The organism is Gallicola sp. Sow4_E12, from assembly GCF_052116305.1.
GTDB lineage: Bacteria > Bacillota > Clostridia > Tissierellales > Peptoniphilaceae > JBQKLI01.
The window spans coordinates 1-24,147 of record NZ_JBQKLI010000023.1 but is presented as its reverse complement, the minus strand read 5'-3'; the positions used below and the strand labels follow the sequence as shown (position 1 = coordinate 24,147).

Sequence of the window (24,147 nt, the reverse complement as noted above, 5' to 3'; positions counted from 1 at the left end):
TAAGACAAGCTCCATTCCTATAGGAATGGACATATATTGATACATAAAAAATGTATCAACCCTTACCCTTACTCAGGATTTAGGTTGATACACAAAATTATTTACAGACCCATTGTTAATAATTTATGTATCGACCTATCCCTTTAAGGTGAGGCCGATACATTTTTTATCTTCAAAAGAAACACGCTGCATGTTTCTTCCACATCTCTACTCTCCCACTCTATGACTCTTCTACTCTTTATTTCATGGTCTTTTCCAAAATTTTCCTCTCCGAAATGTTCTCCCCTTTATTTGGATTGGTTTCGCAGATTTTGTTGAAGTTTTTTTGGTACTCCTCTTCTTTTTTTGGGTCGATCTCTACGTATTTATAATAGAGAATCCAAAAGCGGTTTCTGTTTAGGAAGCTTTTGAAGATTTTGTCCATTTTATAGAATTCTTTTGTCAGGTATGGGTCGATTTCAGTTTTTAGGTTTTCCTGGTCATCAGATAGCAGGATCTTTGTGGTTAAAAGATCATATCGAAGGATGATTTCATTGATAGTTAAGGCTTCCGGGTGTTTCATTAGTTCTTTCTGAAGTTCGTAAGCTTGTTCATACTCTCCCCTCTGCAATAGAGCCATGGCACGGTATAAAGGATAATAGATCGTTAGAATCGTCAGCTCCTTAGGATCTTTTAGATATTTTTCCGGGATATCTTTATACTCCATCCCCTCTGTAAGCAGTGCATTTACTTGAAGCATGGACCAGAATCCTTCTCTCGCCTCAAGGTTATTCTTTAAAATCTGAATATTCTTTCCGTCATTTGGAACACCCATCGATAAGGGAATGGCATTGGATAAAGCGGCTAAAATTTGTATTGCAATAAAGATAATCAAAAAATACCGTAAAAAAGGATTTTCCGACAGAGTATATATAAGAATGCCGATTCCTCCTAAGACTAGATTCATTATCCAGCCGCCGCTGTTATAAAGGATAAAAGGAAAGTTTCCATTATTATATTTCGGCGGAGTCATAAGACATTGTCCGGCGGTTCCCGGGATAGAGTATCTCTTTAGTTCATAGCCTGTGCTGTATTTTACGAGAACAAAACTTCCTACTCGGTAAGATAGAAAGCCGTATCCGCTTAAAAGCCCTGCGATCAAATGCCCTAGCTCATGAAAAAGGATAGCAATAAGCACAGACACAGCAAGAGAAAGTACAAGAAAAACAATATTATAAAAAATATTATCAAACAGAACCTCAAAAGCCTTATAAATCCCAAAATAACTCCCTAAAAATCCAATCCCTACCCCGATAATAATCGGCAAAGCAGATAAAAATATTTTCTTAATCTTTTTCATAATACCTCCCTTTTTAAACATCATTATTATTATTATATCGCAACAATATGTTTGAGTATAAAAGATCCGTTTCCAATGGGAAATAAGATATAGGTTTTAAGTTATAGAGATTAGGGAAAGAAAACAATATTTCGCTTTGTGAAATATTGCCATTATAGAGAATGAAAGAGTTTTAAAGTGGAGATATAGAAAAATAGCAACCTTACTTTGATTAGGACAATTAAAAGTTAAATAATTCACAAAATTAAAATTTTCTAAATAGATATCCTAAAATACAAAAAAATCTGCCACCTATCTTAAGCAGAAAATAATTCTTTTTATTATTTTCAACCACAACTCCCCTCTCCCCTCTTTCACACTATCACACTTTTTTTAACGTTCTCCCCTTTACTTGTATGATATAATTTAAAGGATAGGAGGCGTATTATGGAAAAAACAATAGCCGCAATTTCAACTGCTACAGGAGAAGCCGGTATCGGGATCGTTCGTATGAGCGGAGAGAAGGCTTTCGAAATCGCAGACAAAGTATTTAAACCAGCAAACTCAACAGAGTTTCATAATAGAAAGATGACGTACGGCCACATAGAAGAGGAAGGACAGCTGATCGACGAAGTGCTGATCTCTTATATGAAAGGACCGAAAACATATACGACAGAAGATATGGTAGAGATATATACCCATGGAGGGATTATATCTGTACGAAAAGTGTTGGCTCTACTTTTAAAGAAAGGGGCAGATACAGCAGGCCCCGGAGAATTTACAAAAAGGGCTTTTTTAAATGGAAGACTTGATCTTAGCCAGGCAGAAGCCGTTATCGATATGATACAGGCAAAAACTGAAAAAGCTTATGATGCATCCTTAGAACAGCTGGAAGGATCTCTTCAAAAAGAGATTTATACCATCCGCCAGAAGCTTTTGGATATTCTGGCTCATATAGAATACTCCATCAACTTCTTGGAAGACGGACAGGAAGAACTGGAAGACACCATTATCGAAGAAAAGGGAAGAGAAATTCTCGAAGATCTGGAACGACTTTATCTTTCTTCCAATCAAGGCAAGATCGTCCGAGAGGGGATACAAACTACTATCGTAGGGAAACCGAATGTGGGAAAATCCTCCCTTTTGAATGCCCTTATTCGGGAAAATAAAGCCATTGTTACGGATATTCCGGGAACAACAAGAGACGTAATCGAAGAATATATCGACTTAGGCGGTTTCGCCCTTAAAATCGTAGATACTGCAGGTATCCGTGAAACGGAAGATGTGGTAGAATCTTTGGGTGTCAATAAATCCTTGGAGTTTATCGAAAGGGCAGATCTTGTAATCGCCTTGTTCGATGCTTCCAGAGTACTGGACCAAGAAGACAGACAAATACTAGAATTATTAAAAAACAGAAAATCCATTATCGTTTTAAATAAAAGCGATCTCGAAAAGAAATGGGTGAAAGAAGAACTAGGTCTTCCTGAAGACACGGCGATCTTAGAACTATCCGTACTAAAAGGCGAAGGAATAGGGGACTTGGAAGACAAAATCCTTTCTCTGTTCTACGAGGGTGAAGTAGTACAGAAGTCTGATGTATTAGTTACCAATGTAAGACATCGTGACTTAATTGGAAAAGCCATCGAATCCATGGAAAGAGTCTTAAACGATTATACTATGGGCATCCCTATCGACTGTCTTGAAGTCGATGTGAAATCTACTTGGGAAATTCTGGGAGAAATCACAGGAGAAACCATCGAAGACGATGTATTAGATAAAATATTTAAAGAATTTTGTGTTGGAAAGTAGGAATTAAATGAAATTATATAGAGAAGATCCCTGTGATGTTGTAGTAGTCGGGGCAGGCCACGCAGGCTGCGAGGCCGCCTTGGCAGCAGCACGCATGGGGCTTAAAACAGTATTACTAGTGATGAATCTGGACTCTGTGGCAGATCTTCCCTGTAATCCGAATATCGGGGGAACAGGAAAAGGCCATCTTGTTCGAGAAGTAGATGCATTAGGCGGAGAAATGGGGATAAATATCGACAAAACCTTTATCCAGTCTAGAATGCTCAACACTTCAAAAGGACCAGCAGTCCATTCTCTGCGTGTACAGGCAGACAAGAAGATGTATCATACAGAAATGAAGAAAGTACTGGAAGAGCAGGAAAATCTAGAGTTTGTAGAAGGAGAAGCCGTAGAGCTTCACATAGAAAATGGGGCGATCAAAGCAGTAGAAACAAGGGCAGGAGCTCTTTATGAGACGAAAGCTTGTATTATAGCGACAGGAACCTACCTAAGAGGAGAGATCCTTATGGGTGAACTCCGCTATGAAAGCGGTCCACACGGTATGAAATCTTCTAAAAAGCTTGGAGAAGCCTTAGACAGACTAGGGATCCGTCTTCAGCGTTTTAAAACAGGAACACCAGCCAGAGTCCACCGGGACAGCTTAGACTTTTCGAAAATGGAGATCCAAGAAGGAGATAAGGAGATCGTGCCTTTTTCCTTTATGAATATCGGTAAAGATATCGGCAGACAGCAGGAGATCTGTTATCTGACTTATACAACACCGAAAACCCATGAGATTATTATGGAAAACCTCGACAGAAGCCCGATGTATGGGGGAGAAGTCAAGGGTGTAGGACCAAGATACTGCCCCTCAATCGAAGATAAAGTTGTCCGTTTCCCAGATAGAGACGGCCATCAGGTCTTTATCGAACCGGAAGGACTGGATACAAAAGAAATGTATGTCCAAGGTGTCAGCTCTACCCTTCCAGAAGAAGTACAGAAGGAAATGTACAAGACCATAATAGGGCTTGAGAATGTGAAGTTTATGCGTTCTGCCTATGGTATCGAGTACGATTGCGTAGATTCTACTATGCTTAAAAGAACCTTGGAGCATTTGGAATATAAAAATCTGTTCTTCGCAGGACAGATCGTAGGCTCTTCCGGATACGAAGAAGCAGCCTGCCAAGGGCTTATCGCCGGGATCAATGCGGTCTGCAATATAAAAGGAAAAGAACCCTTTATCCTAGACCGTTCCGATGCCTATATCGGCGTTTTGATCGACGATCTTGTGACAAAAGGAACGAAAGAACCTTATCGTATGATGACTTCCCGTGCAGAATACCGTTTAACCCTTCGACAAGATAATGCGGATCTTCGTTTAACGGAAAAAGGATACGAAATCGGCCTTGTAACAGAAGAACGAATGGAAAAAACCCGCAAAAAGAAAGAATTAATCGATAAAGAATTAACAAGGCTTAAAAAGATTATTATAACACCGAAAGAAGAAACGAATGCTAAGGTAAGATCTTTAGGTTCTAAAAATCTTAAAACAGCTACCTCTCTCTATGACTTGATTAAAAGACCGGAGTTGAGCTATGATCTTATCGCCGTTGTAGATCCGGACAGACCGGAACTTCCTAGAGAAATCACTATGGAAGTAGAGATCGAGATCAAATACGAAGGATATATCGAAAAACAGCAGCATCAGATCGACCAGTTCAAGAAGCTGGAAAAACGAAGAATCGACTTTATATCCGACTTCAAGGAGATCCAAGGATTGTCCAATGAAGCCGTCCAGAAGCTCAATGCGATAAAGCCGGAATCTTTGGGACAAGCAGGACGAATCAGCGGTGTCAGTCCCGCCGATATCAATGTAATCCTAATTTATCTAGAAACGAGGAGACGAAATGGCCAAGGCGCTTAAAACAGTATTTGAAGAAAAGAATATAGAAATATCGGAAAAGCAGCTGGAACTCTTCGAAGGCTACCGCCATCTTCTTTTAGAGAAAAACAAAGTGATGAATCTTACAGCGATCGAAGAGGAAGAAGAAGTTAATTATAAACATTTTCTCGATTCTGTTCTTCCGTTAACGATGGTCGACATAAAAAAGGGAGCCTCTTTTATTGATATCGGAACTGGGGCAGGCTTTCCAGCGATCCCCATGAAAATCATGCGGCCGGATATCAAGATGACTCTTTTAGACAGTTTAAATAAACGGATTCGTTTTTTAGAAGAAGTAAACGAAGACCTTTCTCTCGGAGTGGAAAACCTCATCCACGGAAGAGCAGAAGAACTGGGAAGACAAAGCAAATACAGGGAACAGTTCGATATCGTAATAGCCAGAGCCGTATCCCAGCTGAATACCTTAAGCGAATATGCTCTTCCTTTTGTGAAACCGGGAGGTTACTTCATCGCTATGAAAGGACCGAAGGCGGAGGAAGAGATCGCCGCTGGAGAAAATGCAGTAAAACTTTTAAATGGAAAGATAGAACTTGTGAAAGAGTACTCCTTAACAGGAGAAGAAGAAAGAACGTTGATCTTGATTAAAAAAACCGGAAACACAGCTAAGAAATATCCGCGGGGCGGAGGCAAACCGAAAAAAGCTCCATTATAGAAAAACAAGCGTAGGCTTGTTTTTTTATTGGAATGTTTCACGTGAAACATTATGAAACAAAAGCCGGCTCTAATCCAAGCAGAATAGCAGAGAAAATATTTATTAGAATTAGAAAGATAAGAAGCAGTATTAATAAAAGTTTAGATATCCTTTTATAAAATAATATTTAGATAGAAAGAATGGTTTTGTTGAGCTTCTTAATCACATCTTTGTTTAATATACTATTCCGAGAGAAAAAATTTAGAGAAGGAAACAGTGTATATCATTAAATGAGATTCTCTGGAGCTGCTGATATTCTTAGAGAGCTGTCAGGATAAAATAGTTATTCCAATGATCGTGTCGGTGCTTATACTCATCACGAAAAAGATACCTCTATAAGAGCTGTACTGAATATACCCTTATCGTAAGCTGAAAAATTTTATAAGCAGTTTTATGTAATAAAAGGGGAAAGACGTTGAGATATCTTCTGCATTTAATTTACTATAAAGCTTGAAAGGGATAAAATAGAGGTAGAAGCAGTAGATTAGAAGAGAGATAAAACAAAATGTTTCACGTGAAACAATCGAAACAAAACTGAACAAGAATAGAAATGTTTCACGTGAAACAATATGAAACAAGGAGGAGAAACTATGGACATCGAAATTATAACTGTAGGAACAGAGCTGCTCTTAGGAGATACCTTAGATACAAACAGCCATTTTCTATCAAAAGAACTGAAAAATCTAGGATTTAATATATATAAGAAAGTCACCGTAGGGGATAATACAGACCGTCTCTATAAAGAAATCAAAGAGGGACTGGAAAAAGTGGATATGATAATTACCACAGGAGGACTGGGACCTACCAACGACGACCTTACAAAAGAAACAGCGATTCGAGTGTTTGAACAAGAAGCCGTTCTTCATAAAGAGAGTTATGACCGTCTTGTCGACTATTTCGAAGGTAGAGAAGAGGCTTTGGAAGGAAATACAAAACAAGCCTGCTTTCCAGAAAGCGCCACTGTTCTAAGAAATGACCATGGAACGGCTCCAGGAGCTGTCTTGGAGAAATCTGGGAAATATATCGCCGTACTGCCGGGACCTCCTGCAGAAATGCAGCCCATGTATGAAAATCAGCTAAAACCTCTGCTAGAAAAGAAAGCGGACAGTATTATCTATTCCGAATCCCTATCCATAGGGCGCTTGGGAGAGTGGGAAATGGCGAAGAAAGTACAAGATATCTTGGAAAACTACAGCAATCCTACCGTAGCCCCTTATGCGAAAAAAGAAGGTGTTATCCTAAAGATCACAGCGAAAGCAGCGGATAAAGAAAAAGCTTTGGCGATGATCCAGCCGGTGAAAGAAGAAATCAAAGAAATATTCGGAGGGCTGATCTATTCAGAGAATGGAGAAAATAGACAGACCGTACTCTATAAACTTCTTAAAGAGAAGAATCTTAAAGTGATGACAGCAGAATCCATTACAGGAGGACTTGCTGCATCCAAACTCATAGATATCCCGGGAATGAGCGATCATTTAAAAGAATCCCTAGTAGTATACAGCGACGAAGCGAAGGAGAAGTATTTGAAAGTGAACTCGGATACGCTTAAAGAATATACAGCTGTAAGCGAAGAAGTCTGCAGAGAAATGGTAGAAGGGCTTTTAGAAAATTACGATACGGATCTTGCCATAGCGACAACAGGCTATGCAGGACCTGGAGACAATGCAGGACTGTCTTTTGTGGGAGTGGGTTATAAAGGAAAAATAAATATAGAAGAAATTCATTTTAAAGGAGAAAGAAATAAAATCCGAGACCGTGTTGCAGGAAGAGCACTTGAAGAAGCTATATTTATAGTAAGAGATAATTCTTAATAAGATCTATAAATTTTGGAAAATAAGACAAAAAAAGTCTTTTTGAGCCTTCTATATTTTAATTTAATAAATATTTTCATAGTTCTATATGCCTTCAGGTCTAAATTCAAATTTAGGCCTGTTTTTTGCGATATAAAGGAAAAAGGGATTTAAGAGTTTTTGTAGATAAGATATTTCCTCTTTATGAAAGAATTCTCGTATATTTTTTCTGGGGATAAGTAAGATTAATGTGGATAAAAAAATATACGAAAGAATACTGTTTCGATAGCATAAAGAACATAAGTTCTGTGAAACAGAAAGGGAAAGTATGTTCTTTACACGCAAGAGGTCTAGAGAATGTTTCGTATTAAGGATTCTAGCAGAAGAGTCACTAAATAAAAATGTTTCACATGAAACATTAAGCAGAATAGCTGTGACAGAAATGTTTCACGTGAAACATTTCAATGAAACAAGGATTCAAATTCTCATTGTTTCACGTGAAACAATGAGTTATGAAACAAAATAGGATTTAGACTTCATAAAATAGGACTTTGAATTCATGAAAGATGTTTTAAAACTTATAAAATAGTATTTAGATGTATCAAAATATGATTTTAAATCATAGAGTATGCTATAATAATTTTGAAGGGGGTTCTTTATGAAAATTATCTGTATTTTTAATCAAAAGGGAGGCGTGGGGAAAACAACCACGGCGGTGAATCTAGCAGCTTCCTTAGGCAAAGCAAAAAAGAAAATATTAGTATGCGATATGGACCCTCAGGGTAATACGACTTCAGGGCTTGGAGTAGATAAACAGAGTCTGGAAGGATCTATTTACGACTTAATGATCGGCCAGAAAACGATAGAAGAAGTGAAACAAGAGACATCAGCGGAAAATGTTGAAATTCTGCCGTCAAACGCGGATCTTTCAGGACTGGAAGTGGAGCTGTTATCTGTAGACGACAAGCATAAAATTCTACGGGATCATTTAAGAAAAGAAGAATTGGATTATAACTTCATTATTATAGACTGTCCGCCTTCTTTAGGAATCCTTAGTATTAATTCCCTTGTAGCTGCGGACTCTGTGATTATCCCTATCCAATGCGAGTACTATGCACTGGAAGGAGTAAGCCAGCTGGTGGAGACGATTTCCTTGGTAAGAGAATCACTGAACAAATCCCTTGAAATCGAAGGGATACTCATGTGTATGTTCGACGGAAGAAATAATCTATCCTTAGAAGTAGTGGAGGAAGTGAAGAAGCACTTTAAAAACAAAGTCTTTAAAACGATGATTCCAAGAAATATCCGTTTAGCAGAGGCGCCTAGCCACGGTTTAAGTATTTTGGATTATGATAAAAGCTCGAAGGGTGCAAAATCCTACGAAAAGCTAGCAAAAGAAGTTATTCGAATGAATAAATAAAGGTGATATAATGGCTAAAAGAAAAGGTTTAGGTAAAGGTCTTGGGGCATTATTGCCGGAAATAGAAGAAAAAGAAGAGATCAGCTCTTCAGAAATAGAAGTAGAGAAGATCTATCCCCGTGCGGATCAGCCTCGTAAAGAGTTTGATAAAGACGCTCTCGAAAACTTGAAGGAATCAATCCTGGAACATGGTGTTCTTCAGCCGATTCTCCTTAGAAAAGCGGGGGAAGGCTATGAAATTATCGCAGGGGAGCGAAGATTTCGAGCCGCAAAGCTTGCAGGTCTCAAGAAAGTCCCGGTCCTTGTAAAAGAACTGGAAGACCAGGCGGTAGAAGAAATCTCTCTTATAGAAAATATACAAAGAGAAGATTTGAACCCTATAGAAGAAGCAGAAGCCTATCAGCAGCTGCTGGATAAATATACATATACCCAGCAGGATCTAAGCGACCGGCTTGGGAAAAGCAGATCTTATATTGCGAACAATCTTCGTCTCATGAAACTAGACGAAAAAAGCAAAGAGCATCTTCGAAAAGGGGACATCACTTCCAGCCAGGGAAGAACACTTCTGTCTATAAAAGATGAAAAAGAAAGACAGGAGTATCTCGATAAACTTTTAAATAAAACTATCAATATCCGGGAGATGGAAAAAGCAGCTCGTAAAAAAACAACTGTGAAAGAAGATCCTTTTAAACAGGATCTTGAAAATAAACTGCTGGAAGTATTCGGAACGAAAGTAACCATCACACCGAAACGAAAAGGCGGAAAAATCGAGATAGAATATCTCAGCAACGAAGACTTAGAGCGAATTATCAATATTATGGAGGGATGACAATGTTTACAAAAGAGACTTTAGAAAAATATTTGGAAATGACAAAATCAAAAGAGATGCCGGGAGGAGGGTCTGTAGTAGGATATACAGGTTCACTAGGAGCAGCCCTTGCTATGATGGTATCGAACTTAACTACGGATAAAAAAGCATATGCAGAATTCCCAGAGGAAGTAAAAGAAAGATTCCAAAAAGACTACGACCGTCTTAATGAAATCGCAGACGAACTTCTTGTAATGTGCGACGAAGATGCCAACTCTTTCCAAGGTGTTCTTGACGCTATGAAACTTCCAAAAGGAACAGAGGAAGAAAAGAAACACCGTTCTGAGGAGATCCAAGCAGGATACCGTACAGCTCTAGAAGTTCCTTTTAAAACTTGCGAGCTTTGCGTAGAAGGTTTAAAATTAAATGATGTCTTTGCAGAGTATGGAAACATCTACGGCATTACAGACCAAGGCTGCAGTACATTATTATTGGCAGCCAGTGCAGAAGCGGCACTATTAAATGTTATTATCAATCTTAAGAGCATCAAAGACGAAGACTATAAAAAAGACATCATCAGCAAAATGGATGAATACAGAGAAGAAATAGACGCTCTAAAAACAAAATACATGGAGAGCTGTTATTCTCGATTAGAAAAAATGGAGTAAAAATGATTTATTTAGATAACGCAGCAACAACCTTTCCAAAACCGGAGATAGTCTACGAAAAAATAACGGAAGCTATGAGAGACTACGGAGCAAACCCGGGTCGTTCAGGACATGATCTTTCTATGAGAATGAACAGAGAGATCTTCAACGCAAGGATGGCTGTAACAAGGTTCATAGGCGGAGACGATCCTATGAGCCTTATCTTTACGTTAAACTGTACAGACAGTTTGAATATGGCGATATTTGGACTGGCAGAACAAGGGGATCATGTGATCACAACGGCCATGGAGCATAACTCAGTCCTCCGCCCTTTAACCTATCTGGAAAAACAAGGCATCATCGAGCTGACGATCGTCGAAGCAGCACCAAACGGCATGGTAGATCCAAAAGATATCGAAGCTGCCATAAAAGAAAACACAAAGTTCTGCGTCACCACCGCTATGAGCAACCTTGTGGGCAGCATCTTGGATTATAAAGAGATTGGAAAAATATTAAAAGAAAAGAATATTTATTATATTCTCGATGCAGCTCAAGGGTTGGGATATCTTCCCATTAATATAAAAGAAGATCCAGTGGACCTATTGTGCTTTCCCGGACATAAAGGACTTTTCGGACCCATGGGGACAGGAGCTCTCTATATAAAAGGAGACATTTCTTTAAAGCCTTTCCGAATCGGCGGGACAGGAAGCTTTTCTCTGGAGCTCGATCCCCCAGAGATTCTTCCGGATCGCTATGAGAGCGGTACAGAAAACGGCCCCGGGATTATCGGCATGGGAGCCGGAGCAGAATTTTTAGAAAAAATCGGATTGGAAAAGATTCGTAAACACGAAGACCATTTGAAAGACCTTTTGATAAAAGGATTTGAAAACATAGAGGACGTAGTTCTCTACGGTCCCGGAGGGAAAAATCAGGGACCGGTAGTTACTATAAATATAAAAGGAAAAGATTCCTCCGAAGCGGCAGATCGTCTTAACGACATGGGTATCGCCGTAAGAGCCGGTTTTCACTGTGCTCCCTTATCCCATAAAACCATCGGGACATTGGAACTGGGAGCCGTACGATTCAGCCTTTCTTATTTCAACACAGAAGAAGAAATACAAGAAACCATCCAGGCAGTAGAAAAAATTGCGAAGGAGGAAAGATAGAATGGAAGAATTTAGATTATTTGTCCAAACAGCCAGTTTTTTCCTCTTTATAATACTTGCGCTCTTGATGATAGCAGCCTACTCCAGACTTTTCTTTTTAAATACAAAGATCAACCGTTTGAAAAGACGATACGATCATTTGTTAAGAGGAAAAGGAGACATGGATATGGAAGGGCTCATCCGCTCTCATGGAGAAGAATTGGACGAATTCCGAAAGAAGCTCGATGACAGCCTTCGCTCCCAGAAAGAAATGAACACGAAAGTGCAGTTCTCTCTTCAGAAGCTGGGCTATGTCCGTTATGACGCCTTTCCAGATTCCAACAATGAACTTTCCTATACTATGGTAATACTGGACAGTTTTAACAACGGCATTATGATCACAAGTCTGTATGGAAGAGAACAGTCCACATCCTTTGCAAAATATATACGAGACGGAAAGTCGAAGATCAAACTCTCCGACGAAGAAAAACAAGCATTAACTATGGCAATCAATGGAGAATTCCCTATACAATAGGGTAGAATAAATAAGTAACAAAACTAAAAAATTAGGAGGCATCATGGATAACACAGTCTATGAAGAAATGAAAGAACAGCTAAAAGAAAAAGACGTAAAAATCGTATTTCCAGAAGGAGAAGACGAAAGAATTCTAGGAGCCGTATCCAGACTCTACAACGACGGATACCTCATCCCGATCCTTTTAGGAAATAAAAAAGAAATCGACAGCGTGGCAAAAGAGCACGGATACGATTTAACAGATATCACTATCATTGATCCTTCTGAAGCAGAAGATTTCGAAGAAATGGTTGAAAAATTTGTGGAAAGAAGAAAAGGAAAAGCAACCATTGAACAAGCCCGCGAAATCTTAAAAGATCCGAACTACTACGGAACTATGATGACATATCTTGGAAAAGCTGACGGAATGGTAAGCGGTGCTGTTCATTCCACAGGAGACACTGTAAGACCAGCTCTTCAAATTATTAAAACAAAACCAGGAGTCTCTTTAGTCAGCGGATCCATGCTGATGAAAGGACCTGTCGGACAAAGATTCATGTTTGCAGACGTAGGAATCAACATTAAAATGACTCCAGAACAGCTTGCAGACACAGCGATCCAAACAGCAGAAACAGCGAAACTTTTCAAAATCTATCCAAAAGTTGCTATGCTGAGCTTCTCTACAAAAGGCTCTGCAGAGCATGAGCTAGTAGATGTAGTAGCAGAAGCCACAAGAATCGCCCAAGAAAAAAGACCTGACCTTGATATCGACGGAGAAATGCAGTTTGACGCCGCACTTATTGAATCTGTAGGCCAGAGAAAAGCCCCAGGATCTAAAGTGGCCGGAAAAGCAAATGTATTCATCTTCCCAGACCTTCAAGCAGGAAATATCGGCTATAAAATAGCAGAACGACTAGGCGGATTCGAAGCCATCGGACCGATCCTTCAAGGCTTAAACAAACCAGTATCCGACCTTTCCAGAGGCTGTTCCCAAAAAGATGTCTATAAACTAGCCATCATCACAGCGAACCAGTATCTGATCGAAAAAGAATTAGAAGACAAATAAAAATAAGGAGGAGACGAAAGTCTTCTCTTTTTTTGCAAAACAAGGAGAATCAAACGATGATACAACACAATTTTGACCCGGTATATAATGAACATTCAAAAATTTTGATCTTAGGATCCTTCCCTTCTGTAAAAAGCCGGGAAGCGGCATTCTTTTACGGGCATCCCCAGAACCGATTTTGGCCTCTTTTAGCCAGACTCTTAAAGGAAGAAAAACCGGAGACTATAGAAGAAAAGAAAGCCATGATCTTAAAACACGGTATCGCTTTGTATGATGCGGCAGAGGCTTGCGACATTACAGGCTCATCGGATGTTTCTATGAAAAACATCACCCCATCAGACCTCAGCCCCATCTTAGAAACAGGAGACATCAAGGCCATCTTCTGCAATGGACGAAAGTCCTACGATATCGTGACCAAGAAGATGAAACGAGAAGCCCATCTTCTGCCATCCACAAGCCCTGCCAATGCTTCTTATAGTATGGAAAGACTTGAAGAACAGTGGAAAGTGATATTGGAGTATTTGTAAGTAGGTAGCAGGTAATAGGATATAGGGCATAGGGGGGACAACCTGAGAGTCTGAGGTCTGATCACGACACGGGAAAGCAGCTTGTGTCAGAACATAGGTAAGTGTTTTACGGTTTAGGAGCAGGAGTAAAGAAGATTGTTAGAAAGACGCATAAACAAATAAAGGTACCCCTGACCCCGGAGTTGAATTGTGAATTATGGGAAGCGAGATTCAAATTTTTTACCAATAACTATGCTGCAAGAGAAATAGAGTTATCCTACTAGGAAGATAGTACTTTATTTTATAATGATAAATAGAGAAACAGTACTGTAAAATAGATAAATATTTTTTATTAAAAAATCTTGAATTTCTGAATTTAGTTATCAAAATCAACAGTCATTATCAATTAAGCCGTATTTTATATATAAAAAACGTACTAATATCGAAAAAATTCATTAAAATTTCAAAAAAACTTAAAAAACAGCTGAATTTCAAAGATTTTTCAACAAATTTTTGGTATGATATTAGTTAGTTATAAAATAGTTTACAAAGAAAATAGGAGAGAAAGCGTGAAAAAAGTCAAAAAGTTCATAATGCTAGCATCCCTTGTCCTTTTTCTAACGGCCTGCCAGCAAGAAGAGGATACATATGTACCGATTAAAGAAACAGGCAAGGAAGCTCTGGAAAAAGAAACAGTGGAACCTCAGTCAGAAACGCCTGCTAACACTCAAAATAATGAAAATGAAGAAATTGAAACAAATACAACTCAAAGAGTGCGGGTTACTGCAGACTCCCTTATTATCCGCCAGCAGATGAATACAAACTCTGCGATTATTCGAACTGTTATGAACGGGGAAGAGCTTACGGTACTAGATACCCAGACAGGAGCGAATAACACTCAGTGGTATCATGTGAGAACTGCAGACGGGGGAGCAGAAGGATATGTTATCGGAGATTATGTTCAGCCGGTAGAAGGAAATACCCCTGCCAACAATACAAATTCAAACACAAATACAAATCAGCAGCAGACAAACAATAATTAAACGAAGGATGGAAAGAATGGAAGAAAGAGAAATCAGTTTATCGGAATTATTTGGAATATTACGCAAGAGATTGCTTCTTATTCTGCTTTTAACAGCTCTAGGAGCAGGGGCAGCCTTTGGGATCAGCTCTATTTTACCGAAACAGTATGAAACCTTTACAACACTTTTAGTAGGAAGACCGGAAGGCTATCAGGCAGAAAAAGATCTTAATGTAAACGACATCTTGTTCAACCAAAAGCTTGTAGGAACCTATGCAGAGCTTATTAAAAGCCGTTCCGTAGCAGAAAAGGTAAATGAAAACTTAGGGCTTGAGATGGATTTTGAAACCTTTAAAGAAAAGGTCAATGTAAACTTGGTAAACGATACAGAAGTCATCCGAATCGTCGTTCGAGATACAAATGCCTTAAGAGCAAAAGATATCGCAAACGAAACAGCTTCTATCTTTTCCGACACAGTAGTGGATGCGATGAAGATCGATAATATTCAAGTCGTAGACTATGCAGTAGAGCCGGAAGAGGCGATAGCTCCTCGTATTATTTTAAACACAGCCTTAGGCGCTATCATCGGTATGATTATAGGGATGATGATTGCTTTACTAAAAGAAATTCTAGATAAAACTGTAAAAACACCGGAAGATATCGAAGAAAAAATCGGTCTTACGGTAATCGGAAGCATTCCAGTAATTGGTGGAAAGGATAAATAAAATGGCAAGAAAGAATAAAAAAGAAAAAACCTATACAAAAATAGCATTAAACGATCCAAAATCCACCACAGCGGAAGCCTTCAGAACCCTTCGTACAAATATTCAGTTTGCAAATATCGATAAAAACATCAAGTCTATCGTGATGACTTCTTCCAATCCCGATGAAGGAAAAAGTACAGTGCTGGTAAACTTAGCGATCACTATGGCGCATGCGGATCAAAAAGTTTTATTAATCGATGCAGACTTAAGAAAACCAACGATTCATAAATATTTTGAAGTTGCAGAGAGCAATGGTCTAACGAATATCCTTATGGATAACGGAGAAGAAGGAAACAGAATTCAAATGATACCAGAAGTTCCAGGAATACATATCATCACTTCAGGACCTATTCCGCCGAACCCGTCAGAACTTCTATCTTCAGAACAGATGAAAAAATTCATCGGTAAAATGAAAGAAAAATACGATTTCGTACTTATCGATGCACCGCCGGTAGGAGTTGTAACAGATGCTGCGATTCTTTCAACAATAGTAGAAGGAACGCTTCTTGTCTGCAGACAGGGAGAAACCTTGGTCGAATCAGTACAATTCGCAAAAGAAAAACTAGAAAAAGTAAATGCGAATATTCTAGGTGTAGTACTTAACGGAGTTAAAAGAACCGGTAAAAAATACGACTACTATTATTACAACTACAGCGAAGAAGCGTAAACCTTCCATCTTATCGTAATCAGGAGGAACAAAAATGGACAAGAAAAACAAAATTGGAATCGGACTTTATCTTTTGAACTTAATAGTATTTGCTTTTCTATCCTTTATTATTATTTCATATAATCTATTGCCGACGAATTATCGTATAGTCTATTTCGCAGTGATGATACTCATAGAGGCAGTACTGGGTTATTTACTATTAAAAAAAGCAGGGTCGAAAAAAAGAAAAGTACTGCTGGGACTTCTTACGGTAATGATCCTAATAGGAAACGGAGCTGCCGGCTATTATGCGAATCAAAGTTTAGCAGCCCTTGGAAAAATCAACGAAAACCAAGAAGAGGAGCAAGTAGGTCTTTCTTTAGTAACATTAAAAGACTCAGATTCCAATTCTCCTGAAGATATATCCGAAGGACAAATCATAGCTTCCTTAGACCAAGACAAAGAAAGCTTAGAGCTCTACGGTGCGAAAGAATATAAAAATTCAAAAGACTATATGGCTGCAGTAGACGATCTTATGAAGGGAAAAGGAGAAGCTCTCCTCATCAATGATGCCTATATGGATCTCATCAAAGAAAAATATCCTGATTTCGAAGAACGAATTAAGAGTATCGATTCAAAAGAAGTCACCGTAAAAAACAAAGATATTAAAAAGGATGTTGGAGAAAACGAACCTTTTACCATGTATATCAGCGGGATCGATACATATGGTTCTATCTCAACGGTTTCTCGTACAGACGTAAACTTACTAGTTACAGTGAATCCTAAAACCCATAAAATATTGATCACTACTATCCCTCGAGACAGCTATGTAAAAATAGCCGGCGGCGGAAAGAATCAGTATGATAAATTAACGCACTCCGGAATTTATGGAGTGGGAAGTTCTGTTGCGACTTTAGAGAATTTGTTTAATACCAATATTAATTACTATGGAAGAGTGAACTTTTCTACTTTAGTGAAACTAGTAGATCTTATCGGTGGAATTGATGTTCAAAACGATCAGGAATTCACAACGAATGGCGGACAACACCACTTTAAACAAGGTACGATTCATTTAAACGGCGAACAAGCCTTAGCCTTTGCAAGAGAAAGATATAATTTATCCGACGGTGATATGGCAAGAGGTCGAAACCATGAAAAAATATTAAAAGCCATTATTCAAAAAGGAATGAATCCTTCCGTTTTATTAAACTACACAAAGGTGTTAGATATAATGTCAGATTCTTCTGAGACAAATATGCCCACTGCTAAAGTGATAGAACTGGTAAATAATCAAATTAAAACAAACAGCAGCTGGAATATCCAAGGAATTCAGCTTCAGGGATCAGCACAAAGCGGACTACCTTCTTATGCCATGCCGGGGCATGATTTATATATGTTTGTTCCAGCGGACAATAGTATAGATGAAATTAAGAATGAGATACAACAGATCATTAAATAAGGCTTCGACATAAAAAGTAAATAGTATTTACTTTTTATGGTGTTTATAAGATATTTATAATGATTAAAGGATAAAGGGAATATATTATGTATATAAAATACTTCAAAAGAATATTTGATTTTATATTAGCGATATTTCTAACTATACTATTTTTACCTTTATTTATAGTGATTTGGCTAGCTATAAAAATCGAAGAGCCACATGCACCAGCAATATTTAAGCAAGTTCGATGTGGCAAAGATAAAAAGCCATTTATACTTTATAAATTCCGAAGTATGAGTTCTCAAGCACCCAGTAATCTTTCTACAAGAGAGTTTATAGACGTACAAAAGTATATTTCTCCATTAGGTTACTTAATTAGAGTTTCAAGCTTAGACGAGATACCTCAATTATTTAATATTATAAAGGGTGACATGAGTTTTGTTGGCCCAAGACCAGTTATCTATGAAGAAAGAAGACTAATTGCTGAGAGAGAACGTCTAGGGGTATTAGAACTGCTGCCTGGCATTACTGGCTATGCTCAGGTAAATGGAAGAGATGAAGTCGATATAGATCGCAAAGTGCTATATGATGAAAAGTATTGCAAAGAGATATCCTTTAAAGAAGATCTAAAGATTTTCCTTTTGACTGTTCCTACAGTGATTATCCGCAAAGGTCATAAAGAAAATAAAAAAAGAAGGATCTATAAAGATAATTATGAGGAGTAAAGCTTAAATTTATAATATAGATTAAAACAATTTATAGGAAAAAGAATGAAAATATTATTTGTATGCCAATCTTATTATCCAGAACAATTTAAAATCACAGATATTGCTGAAACACTAGTAAAAGAAGGACATGAAGTTACCGTTTTAACAGGTCTTCCTAATTATCCTAAAGGGAAAATATATCCTGGGTATCGTTGGTTTAAGAATAGGAGGCAGAAAATAAACGGTGTTATTATTAAAAGAGCATGGCTCATTGAAAGAGGAAAATCAAAAGTTCAACTATTTATGAATTATGTATCTTTTTGTATATCAGCTTCGTTGAAAGCTTTATTAGATAAAAATGAATATGATATTGTATTATGCTATCAGCTTTCACCAATAACGATGGCCATTCCAGCGGCGATTATTAAAGCAAGAAAAAAAATTCCTTTTATTCTATACTGTCTAGATTTATGGCCCGAAAGTATTATGGCAGGCGGTGTTAATAAAAATTCGAAAATATTTAATATGGCTAAGATAATTTCTAAAAGAATTTACAATCAAGCAGATAAAATAATTGTTACATCGCCCTTGTTTATAGAATATTTCCATCAAGAGTTAGGCATATATAAAAATAATGAATGCTTATATAATTATGCTGAAGATATGTTTCGCCCGAAAGAATATAAATGCAGTACTGATGGTATGGATCTTCTATTTGCAGGGAACATTGGGCATATGCAAAGTGTAGAGACCATTGTAAAAGCAGCAGAGCTGCTATCCTCATATGGGGATATTATTTTTCATATTGTAGGAGATGGGTCTGAAAAAGATCCTCTGAAAAAGTACGCTAAAGATAAGGAGCTATCTAATATAAAATTTTACGGGCAGAGATCATTAGAGGAGATGCCTGAATTTTATAATAAGGCAGATGCAATGCTGATTACTTTAAAAGATAATGATATTGTATCTTATACTATTCCTAATAAGATGCAGTCCTATATGGCTGTCAGAAAGCCGGTTATCGGTTCAATTAATGGAGCTGTAAATAGACTCATTAATGAAGCGAATTGTGGATATTGTGTACAAGCAGAAGATCCCGTTGGATTAGCTAATATAATTGTTGAATTCTATGAATTAAGCTATGCTAAAAAGAAAATTTTAGCAGATAATTCACTAGATTTTTATGAAAAGAACTTTAAAAAAACGTTGTTTATGAAACGACTAAACAAATTTATGGAAAAGGAAGTTAATGAACATGTTTGATGACAAAATATTGCTTATTACTGGTGGAACAGGATCTTTTGGAAATGCTGTGATGAATAAGTTTTTAGATAAAGACTTTAAAGAAATTAGAATATTTTCGCGAGATGAAAAAAAACAAGATGATATGAGAAAAAAATATTTTAATGATAAGTTAAAGTTCTACATCGGGGATGTACGAGATCGCAACAGCATACGGGATGCTATGTATGGGGTGGACTTTGTTTTTCATGCAGCAGCTTTAAAACAGGTTCCTTCTTGCGAGTTTTTTCCTATGGAAGCAGTAAAGACAAATATTGTCGGAACGGATAATGTTTTATCTGTTGCTATAGAGCAAGGGATAAAGAAAGTTGTGTGCTTATCCACAGATAAAGCTGCTTATCCAATTAATGCCATGGGAATTTCAAAGGCTATGATGGAAAAAGTAATTGTTGCTAAAGCAAGAGACGTAGATTCAGATCGCACAACGATTTGCTGTACAAGATATGGAAATGTTATGGCTTCTCGTGGATCGGTAATTCCATTATTTATTAATCAAATAAAAGAAGGAAAACCGCTAACAGTAACTGATCCAGAAATGACAAGATTTTTGATGAGTCTTGATGAAGCGGTAGATTTAGTTGTAGAAGCATTCAAATATGCAAAAGCAGGTGATATATGGGTTCAAAAATCAGTAGCATCTACTATTAAAGAGTTAGCTCAAGCGGTATTAGAACTTTTTGAAGTTGAAGCACCAGTTAAGATAATAGGAACAAGGCACGGAGAAAAACAAAGTGAAACTTTATTAACTAAAGAGGAATACATCGTCTCTGAAGATAAAGGGGCTTATTATCGTGTTCCATGTGATAACCGCAGCTTAAATTATGATAAATATATGGATGAGGGTGATGCGAAGTTATCCTCTAGTGAAGAATATAACAGCAACAATACTAAAATCCTGACTGTTTCAGAAATAAAAGAAAAACTAATGACATTAGGTTATGTTAGAAAAGAACTGGAAGCTTGGAGGAATCGATGAAAATATTGGTCACAGGTTCAAAAGGATTTGTAGGTAAAAACTTGATCTGCGAGTTAAAAAATCATGAGTATATAGATATTAAAGAAATAGGACGATCCAATACTTATGATAAATTAGTTAATTATACAAAAGATGTTGATTTTATTTTTAATACTGCCGGTGAAAACAGATCTGAAAATGAAGGTGATTTTACTAAGAATAATACGAATTTTATTGAAGATATCTTCAGAGCATTAAAAGAAAATAATAATAAAAAAGCAAAGGTATTAATCTGCTCCTCGATTCAAGCAGAACGAGATAATATCTATGGAAAGACTAAGAAACAAGGGGAAGAAGTTGCTTTAAAGAAAAGCGAAGAGCAGGGCAATGAAGTACTAATTTACAGACTGCCGAATATTTTTGGAAAATGGAGCAAGCCTAATTTCAATACAGTGATTGCAACCTTTTGTCATAATATTACTAGAGATATACCGATCCAAGTTAATGATCCCAATCATAAAATGGAGCTTTCCTATATTGATGATGTAGTGAAGGAATTTATTTCCGCCATGGAAGGAAAAGGAAATAAAGTCGGAGAATTTTATGAAGCTCCAGTAAAATATACAACGACATTAGGCTATATTGCAAAACAGATTCAAAGCTTTAAAGAAAGCAGAGAGAATTTAGTAGTGCCTGATATGGGCAATGATTTTGTAAAAAAACTCTATAGTACTTATTTAAGCTTTTTACCGAAAGATGATTTTTCTTATCCTTTAACCATGCATAAAGATAACAGAGGTTCTTTTACAGAGATTATCAGAACGCAAAATGCCGGACAATTCTCTGTAAATATATCGAAACCTGGTATTACAAAAGGAAATCATTGGCATCATACGAAAAACGAAAAGTTTGTAGTAGTAAAAGGGACTGGCAGAATACAATTTCGAAAAATCGATAGTGATGAAGTGATCGAATATTCAGTCTCAGGAGATAAGATAGAAGTAGTGGATATCCCGGTAGGATACACTCATAATATTATAAATGACGGCGAAGATGATTTAGTCACTTTTATGTGGGTGAATGAATGTTTTGATCCTGAAAATCCAGATACGTATTTTTTGGAGGTCTAAAATTGAAAAAGCTTAAAGTAATGACTGTAGTGGGAACAAGACCAGAGATTATCCGTCTTTCTGCTGTAATCAATAGATTAGAAGATAGTAAAGCGATAGAGCATATTCTAGTACATACAGGTCAGAACTATGATTATGAATTAAATGAAGTGTTTTTTGAAGATTTTAAACTAAGAAAACCAGATTACTTTCTAAATTCAGCAGATGGTACACCAATGGGAACGATCGGCAATTTATTGATAAATATAGATCCGATCTTAGAAAAAGAAAACCCGGAAGCCTTTTTAATTTTAGGAGATACAAACAGCTGCTTAGCAGCTATAGCAGCGAAACGAAGACATATTCCGGTTTTTCATATGGAAGCTGGAAATAGATGTTTTGATCAACGAGTTCCAGAAGAGACCAATCGTAAAATTGTTGATCATATCTCTGATATCAATATGCCTTATAGCACGATTGCTAGGGATTATCTTATAGCAGAAGGTATTTCGGCGGATAGAGTGATTAAAACTGGAAGCCCAATGTTTGAAGTTTTAAATTCTAGAAAAGAAGATATTAAAAATTCGGATGTACTAAAGAGACTAAATTTAGAAGAAGGAAAGTACTTTGTAGTATCAGCCCATAGAGAAGAAAATATTAATTCTGAGGAGAATTTTATAAATTTATTTGATAGTCTAAATCATATCGCTGAGAAATACGAATTCCCTATTATTATAAGCACTCATCCTAGAACGAAGAAAATGATCGATCAAAAAGGAATAAGACTGAATCCTTTAATTCAAACCTTAAAACCATTAGGTTTCAATGATTATAATAAACTTCAAATAAAATCGAAAGCAGTATTAAGTGATAGCGGGACAATCAGTGAAGAATCATCTATATTAGGTTTTAAAGCATTAAACATAAGACAAGCCCATGAAAGACCGGAAGCGATGGAAGAAGCTTCAGTTATGATGGTAGGTTTAAATAGTGAGAGAATAATTCAGGGATTGAAAGTGTTAGAAACGCAAAATAATAATTCATTGAGATGCGTTGAAGATTATAATAAGCCAAATGTATCTAGCAAAGTTTTAAGAATTATTCTTAGTTATACTGATTATATAAATAGAGTTATTTGGAGGAAATAATAATGAAAATTATGGTATTTGATGTTCCCGCAGACAGCGGGGGAGCATTAACCATACTAAATCAATATTATGATAAAGCTGTTAAAGACACTGAAAACGAATGGATATTTATAATAAGTACCCCTATTTTAAAATCTAAAATGAATGTTAAAGTTGTGAATTTTCCATGGGTAAAAAAAAGTTGGTTTCATAGATTATATTTTGATAAATTTGTTGCTCCTAAGTTAGTAAAGGAATATAAAATAGATGAAATATTGTCATTGCAAAATACTACTATTCAAAATGTAAACGTAAAACAAACTTTATATCTACATCAACCACTTCCTTTCGTAGAAAAAAGGTATCGTTTGACTGAAAATCCTAAATTTTGGATATATCAAAATATAATTAGTAGAATGATTTTTAAATCTATAAAGAATGCAGATAAAGTAATTGTTCAGACTAAGTGGATGAAGGAAGCGTGCTTGCAAAAAGTAGAAACTGATCCAAATAAGTTTGAAATAATACAGCCGGATATAAATATCATCGTAAACAAATACTATAAGCAAGAAGATATGATAAATAGGCAGTTTTTCTACCCATCTAGTGCGTTGGAGTATAAAAATCATGAAGTTATCGTTAAAGCTGTTAAAAAGTTGATTGATCAAAATATTAATAATTTCACAGTGGTATTTACTCTTGATGGAAATGAAAATCCGAATATTAATAGGCTTCATAAAATGTGCAAAAAACAAAACTTACCAATTCAATTTATAGGGAAAATAAATATAGAAGATGTTTATGATTATTATAGTAAATCAATTTTGATTTTTCCATCTTATATTGAAACATTTGGTTTACCGATGCTTGAAGCTAGTATGCACAAATCTCCAATTCTCGCATCAGATTGTGCTTTTTCTCATGAGATTTTAGATGGTTATGAGAAAGTACAATTTTTTGATCCTTTTGATATAGAACAATTATACGATTTAATGAAACATATAATTGTTGGTTCAAAATGTTGAATTTTTGTTTATAAATTGAAATTAAGGGATTTCCCCTTGACTTGTATTACTATACCAAAAAATATAGTTCGTAAAAGTAACTGATGTGTAGAAATTGAACCAATTATTTATCTCTACAGTAACTATATTTGCAAGATCATAAAACATATATAAATATAAAAATTATTAATTATAGAGGAGGGTACTGTGAATATAATAATGATTTGAGTAATGATTCAAGAGTACATTAGGTAAAAATAATGCGGTTACTGTTATGTCTTTAGGAAATAAGATCTATAGGATAGATAAAGTCCGTATAATGGTGTAAAAAGAAACTTCAAATAAAAATGAGCCAAAATGCTCGTCCTCGGTTAAAATATAAGTACCACACAAATACCTAACTGAGGAGATGAAC

22 protein-coding genes are annotated in these 24,147 nt (G+C 36.6%); 21 read left to right on the top strand and 1 reads right to left on the bottom strand.

Annotation, left to right across the window (positions count from 1 at the left end; all coding sequences use genetic code 11):
• Positions 1 to 238: 238 nt before the first annotated feature.
• On the bottom strand, positions 239 to 1,339 hold the full coding sequence (locus tag ACTQ46_RS10145) for a M50 family metallopeptidase (protein WP_441749559.1): 1,101 nt from the start codon (positions 1,337 to 1,339) through the stop codon (positions 239 to 241).
• Between the two features lie 426 nt (positions 1,340 to 1,765).
• Between ACTQ46_RS10145 and mnmE the strand changes: the two genes are divergently transcribed.
• The 21 genes from mnmE (at position 1,766) to ACTQ46_RS10040 (ending at position 23,753) form a co-directional block, all read left to right on the top strand.
• Positions 1,766 to 3,127 carry a tRNA uridine-5-carboxymethylaminomethyl(34) synthesis GTPase MnmE gene (gene mnmE / locus ACTQ46_RS10140; protein ID WP_441749557.1) on the top strand — a complete coding sequence of 454 codons (1,362 nt, stop codon included), beginning with the start codon at positions 1,766 to 1,768 and terminating at the stop codon, positions 3,125 to 3,127.
• 7 nt (positions 3,128 to 3,134) lie between these two features.
• Complete coding sequence (gene mnmG, locus ACTQ46_RS10135; protein WP_441749555.1) at positions 3,135 to 5,030, top strand: tRNA uridine-5-carboxymethylaminomethyl(34) synthesis enzyme MnmG; 1,896 nt, start codon at positions 3,135 to 3,137, stop codon at positions 5,028 to 5,030.
• The gene (rsmG, locus tag ACTQ46_RS10130; RefSeq protein ID WP_441749554.1) at positions 5,014 to 5,721 is read left to right on the top strand and encodes a 16S rRNA (guanine(527)-N(7))-methyltransferase RsmG; all 708 of its coding nucleotides are present in this window, start codon (positions 5,014 to 5,016) and stop codon (positions 5,719 to 5,721) included. Before mnmG ends, rsmG begins: the two co-directional genes overlap by 17 nt.
• A gap of 629 nt (positions 5,722 to 6,350) precedes the next feature.
• A complete protein-coding gene (locus ACTQ46_RS10125; RefSeq protein WP_441749552.1) occupies positions 6,351 to 7,571 on the top strand; it encodes a competence/damage-inducible protein A in 1,221 nt (406 codons plus the stop codon).
• A 637-nt stretch (positions 7,572 to 8,208) separates the two neighbouring features.
• A complete protein-coding gene (locus ACTQ46_RS10120) occupies positions 8,209 to 8,970 on the top strand; it encodes a ParA family protein (RefSeq protein ID WP_441749550.1) in 762 nt (253 codons plus the stop codon).
• A 10-nt stretch (positions 8,971 to 8,980) separates the two neighbouring features.
• Positions 8,981 to 9,799 carry a ParB/RepB/Spo0J family partition protein gene (locus tag ACTQ46_RS10115; RefSeq protein ID WP_441749548.1) on the top strand — a complete coding sequence of 273 codons (819 nt, stop codon included), beginning with the start codon at positions 8,981 to 8,983 and terminating at the stop codon, positions 9,797 to 9,799.
• Positions 9,800 to 9,801: 2 nt separating this feature from the next.
• The gene (locus tag ACTQ46_RS10110; RefSeq protein WP_441749546.1) at positions 9,802 to 10,446 is read left to right on the top strand and encodes a cyclodeaminase/cyclohydrolase family protein; all 645 of its coding nucleotides are present in this window, start codon (positions 9,802 to 9,804) and stop codon (positions 10,444 to 10,446) included.
• Between the two features lie 2 nt (positions 10,447 to 10,448).
• The gene (locus ACTQ46_RS10105; protein WP_441749544.1) at positions 10,449 to 11,591 is read left to right on the top strand and encodes an aminotransferase class V-fold PLP-dependent enzyme; all 1,143 of its coding nucleotides are present in this window, start codon (positions 10,449 to 10,451) and stop codon (positions 11,589 to 11,591) included.
• Between the two features lies 1 nt (position 11,592).
• Complete coding sequence (locus ACTQ46_RS10100) at positions 11,593 to 12,105, top strand: DUF4446 family protein (RefSeq protein ID WP_441749542.1); 513 nt, start codon at positions 11,593 to 11,595, stop codon at positions 12,103 to 12,105.
• Positions 12,106 to 12,148: 43 nt separating this feature from the next.
• Entirely contained in the window at positions 12,149 to 13,150 is a 1,002-nt protein-coding gene (pta, locus tag ACTQ46_RS10095; protein ID WP_441749540.1) for a phosphate acetyltransferase, read from the top strand.
• A gap of 56 nt (positions 13,151 to 13,206) precedes the next feature.
• A complete protein-coding gene (locus tag ACTQ46_RS10090) occupies positions 13,207 to 13,677 on the top strand; it encodes a DNA-deoxyinosine glycosylase (protein WP_441749538.1) in 471 nt (156 codons plus the stop codon).
• 548 nt (positions 13,678 to 14,225) lie between these two features.
• Complete coding sequence (locus tag ACTQ46_RS10085; protein ID WP_441749536.1) at positions 14,226 to 14,699, top strand: SH3 domain-containing protein; 474 nt, start codon at positions 14,226 to 14,228, stop codon at positions 14,697 to 14,699.
• A gap of 16 nt (positions 14,700 to 14,715) precedes the next feature.
• Entirely contained in the window at positions 14,716 to 15,402 is a 687-nt protein-coding gene (locus ACTQ46_RS10080) for a YveK family protein (protein ID WP_441749534.1), read from the top strand.
• Between the two features lies 1 nt (position 15,403).
• Positions 15,404 to 16,108, top strand: coding sequence for a CpsD/CapB family tyrosine-protein kinase (locus ACTQ46_RS10075; RefSeq protein WP_441749532.1), 705 nt, complete (start codon positions 15,404 to 15,406; stop codon positions 16,106 to 16,108).
• 34 nt (positions 16,109 to 16,142) lie between these two features.
• Positions 16,143 to 17,546, top strand: a complete 1,404-nt coding sequence (locus tag ACTQ46_RS10070; protein ID WP_441749530.1) for an LCP family protein — start codon at positions 16,143 to 16,145, stop codon at positions 17,544 to 17,546.
• Between the two features lie 86 nt (positions 17,547 to 17,632).
• Entirely contained in the window at positions 17,633 to 18,253 is a 621-nt protein-coding gene (locus tag ACTQ46_RS10065) for a sugar transferase (protein WP_441749528.1), read from the top strand.
• 45 nt (positions 18,254 to 18,298) lie between these two features.
• Positions 18,299 to 19,498 (top strand): glycosyltransferase family 4 protein, encoded by a 1,200-nt coding sequence (locus ACTQ46_RS10060; protein ID WP_441749526.1) that lies wholly within the window; start codon positions 18,299 to 18,301, stop codon positions 19,496 to 19,498.
• The gene (locus ACTQ46_RS10055) at positions 19,491 to 20,513 is read left to right on the top strand and encodes a polysaccharide biosynthesis protein (protein ID WP_441749524.1); all 1,023 of its coding nucleotides are present in this window, start codon (positions 19,491 to 19,493) and stop codon (positions 20,511 to 20,513) included. The genes ACTQ46_RS10060 and ACTQ46_RS10055 overlap by 8 nt, the downstream gene beginning before the upstream one ends.
• The gene (locus tag ACTQ46_RS10050; RefSeq protein WP_441749522.1) at positions 20,510 to 21,622 is read left to right on the top strand and encodes a polysaccharide biosynthesis C-terminal domain-containing protein; all 1,113 of its coding nucleotides are present in this window, start codon (positions 20,510 to 20,512) and stop codon (positions 21,620 to 21,622) included. The genes ACTQ46_RS10055 and ACTQ46_RS10050 overlap by 4 nt, the downstream gene beginning before the upstream one ends.
• 2 nt (positions 21,623 to 21,624) lie before the next feature.
• Positions 21,625 to 22,749, top strand: a complete 1,125-nt coding sequence (wecB, locus tag ACTQ46_RS10045) for a non-hydrolyzing UDP-N-acetylglucosamine 2-epimerase (protein WP_441749520.1) — start codon at positions 21,625 to 21,627, stop codon at positions 22,747 to 22,749.
• A 2-nt stretch (positions 22,750 to 22,751) separates the two neighbouring features.
• Positions 22,752 to 23,753 carry a glycosyltransferase gene (locus tag ACTQ46_RS10040; RefSeq protein ID WP_441749518.1) on the top strand — a complete coding sequence of 334 codons (1,002 nt, stop codon included), beginning with the start codon at positions 22,752 to 22,754 and terminating at the stop codon, positions 23,751 to 23,753.
• The last annotated feature ends 394 nt before the right edge of the window (positions 23,754 to 24,147 follow it).

What these genes read in the sequence shown, in the direction of transcription:
- ACTQ46_RS10145 (WP_441749559.1), bottom strand. Translation starts at nt 1,339, where the DNA reads ATGAAAAAGATTAAGAAAATATTTTTATCTGCTTTGCCGATTATTATC.
- mnmE (WP_441749557.1), top strand. Translation starts at nt 1,766, where the DNA reads ATGGAAAAAACAATAGCCGCAATTTCAACTGCTACAGGAGAAGCCGGT.
- mnmG (WP_441749555.1), top strand. Translation starts at nt 3,135, where the DNA reads ATGAAATTATATAGAGAAGATCCCTGTGATGTTGTAGTAGTCGGGGCA.
- rsmG (WP_441749554.1), top strand. Translation starts at nt 5,014, where the DNA reads ATGGCCAAGGCGCTTAAAACAGTATTTGAAGAAAAGAATATAGAAATA.
- ACTQ46_RS10125 (WP_441749552.1), top strand. Translation starts at nt 6,351, where the DNA reads ATGGACATCGAAATTATAACTGTAGGAACAGAGCTGCTCTTAGGAGAT.
- ACTQ46_RS10120 (WP_441749550.1), top strand. Translation starts at nt 8,209, where the DNA reads ATGAAAATTATCTGTATTTTTAATCAAAAGGGAGGCGTGGGGAAAACA.
- ACTQ46_RS10115 (WP_441749548.1), top strand. Translation starts at nt 8,981, where the DNA reads ATGGCTAAAAGAAAAGGTTTAGGTAAAGGTCTTGGGGCATTATTGCCG.
- ACTQ46_RS10110 (WP_441749546.1), top strand. Translation starts at nt 9,802, where the DNA reads ATGTTTACAAAAGAGACTTTAGAAAAATATTTGGAAATGACAAAATCA.
- ACTQ46_RS10105 (WP_441749544.1), top strand. Translation starts at nt 10,449, where the DNA reads ATGATTTATTTAGATAACGCAGCAACAACCTTTCCAAAACCGGAGATA.
- ACTQ46_RS10100 (WP_441749542.1), top strand. Translation starts at nt 11,593, where the DNA reads ATGGAAGAATTTAGATTATTTGTCCAAACAGCCAGTTTTTTCCTCTTT.
- pta (WP_441749540.1), top strand. Translation starts at nt 12,149, where the DNA reads ATGGATAACACAGTCTATGAAGAAATGAAAGAACAGCTAAAAGAAAAA.
- ACTQ46_RS10090 (WP_441749538.1), top strand. Translation starts at nt 13,207, where the DNA reads ATGATACAACACAATTTTGACCCGGTATATAATGAACATTCAAAAATT.
- ACTQ46_RS10080 (WP_441749534.1), top strand. Translation starts at nt 14,716, where the DNA reads ATGGAAGAAAGAGAAATCAGTTTATCGGAATTATTTGGAATATTACGC.
- ACTQ46_RS10075 (WP_441749532.1), top strand. Translation starts at nt 15,404, where the DNA reads ATGGCAAGAAAGAATAAAAAAGAAAAAACCTATACAAAAATAGCATTA.
- ACTQ46_RS10070 (WP_441749530.1), top strand. Translation starts at nt 16,143, where the DNA reads ATGGACAAGAAAAACAAAATTGGAATCGGACTTTATCTTTTGAACTTA.
- ACTQ46_RS10065 (WP_441749528.1), top strand. Translation starts at nt 17,633, where the DNA reads ATGTATATAAAATACTTCAAAAGAATATTTGATTTTATATTAGCGATA.
- ACTQ46_RS10060 (WP_441749526.1), top strand. Translation starts at nt 18,299, where the DNA reads ATGAAAATATTATTTGTATGCCAATCTTATTATCCAGAACAATTTAAA.
- ACTQ46_RS10055 (WP_441749524.1), top strand. Translation starts at nt 19,491, where the DNA reads ATGTTTGATGACAAAATATTGCTTATTACTGGTGGAACAGGATCTTTT.
- ACTQ46_RS10050 (WP_441749522.1), top strand. Translation starts at nt 20,510, where the DNA reads ATGAAAATATTGGTCACAGGTTCAAAAGGATTTGTAGGTAAAAACTTG.
- ACTQ46_RS10040 (WP_441749518.1), top strand. Translation starts at nt 22,752, where the DNA reads ATGAAAATTATGGTATTTGATGTTCCCGCAGACAGCGGGGGAGCATTA.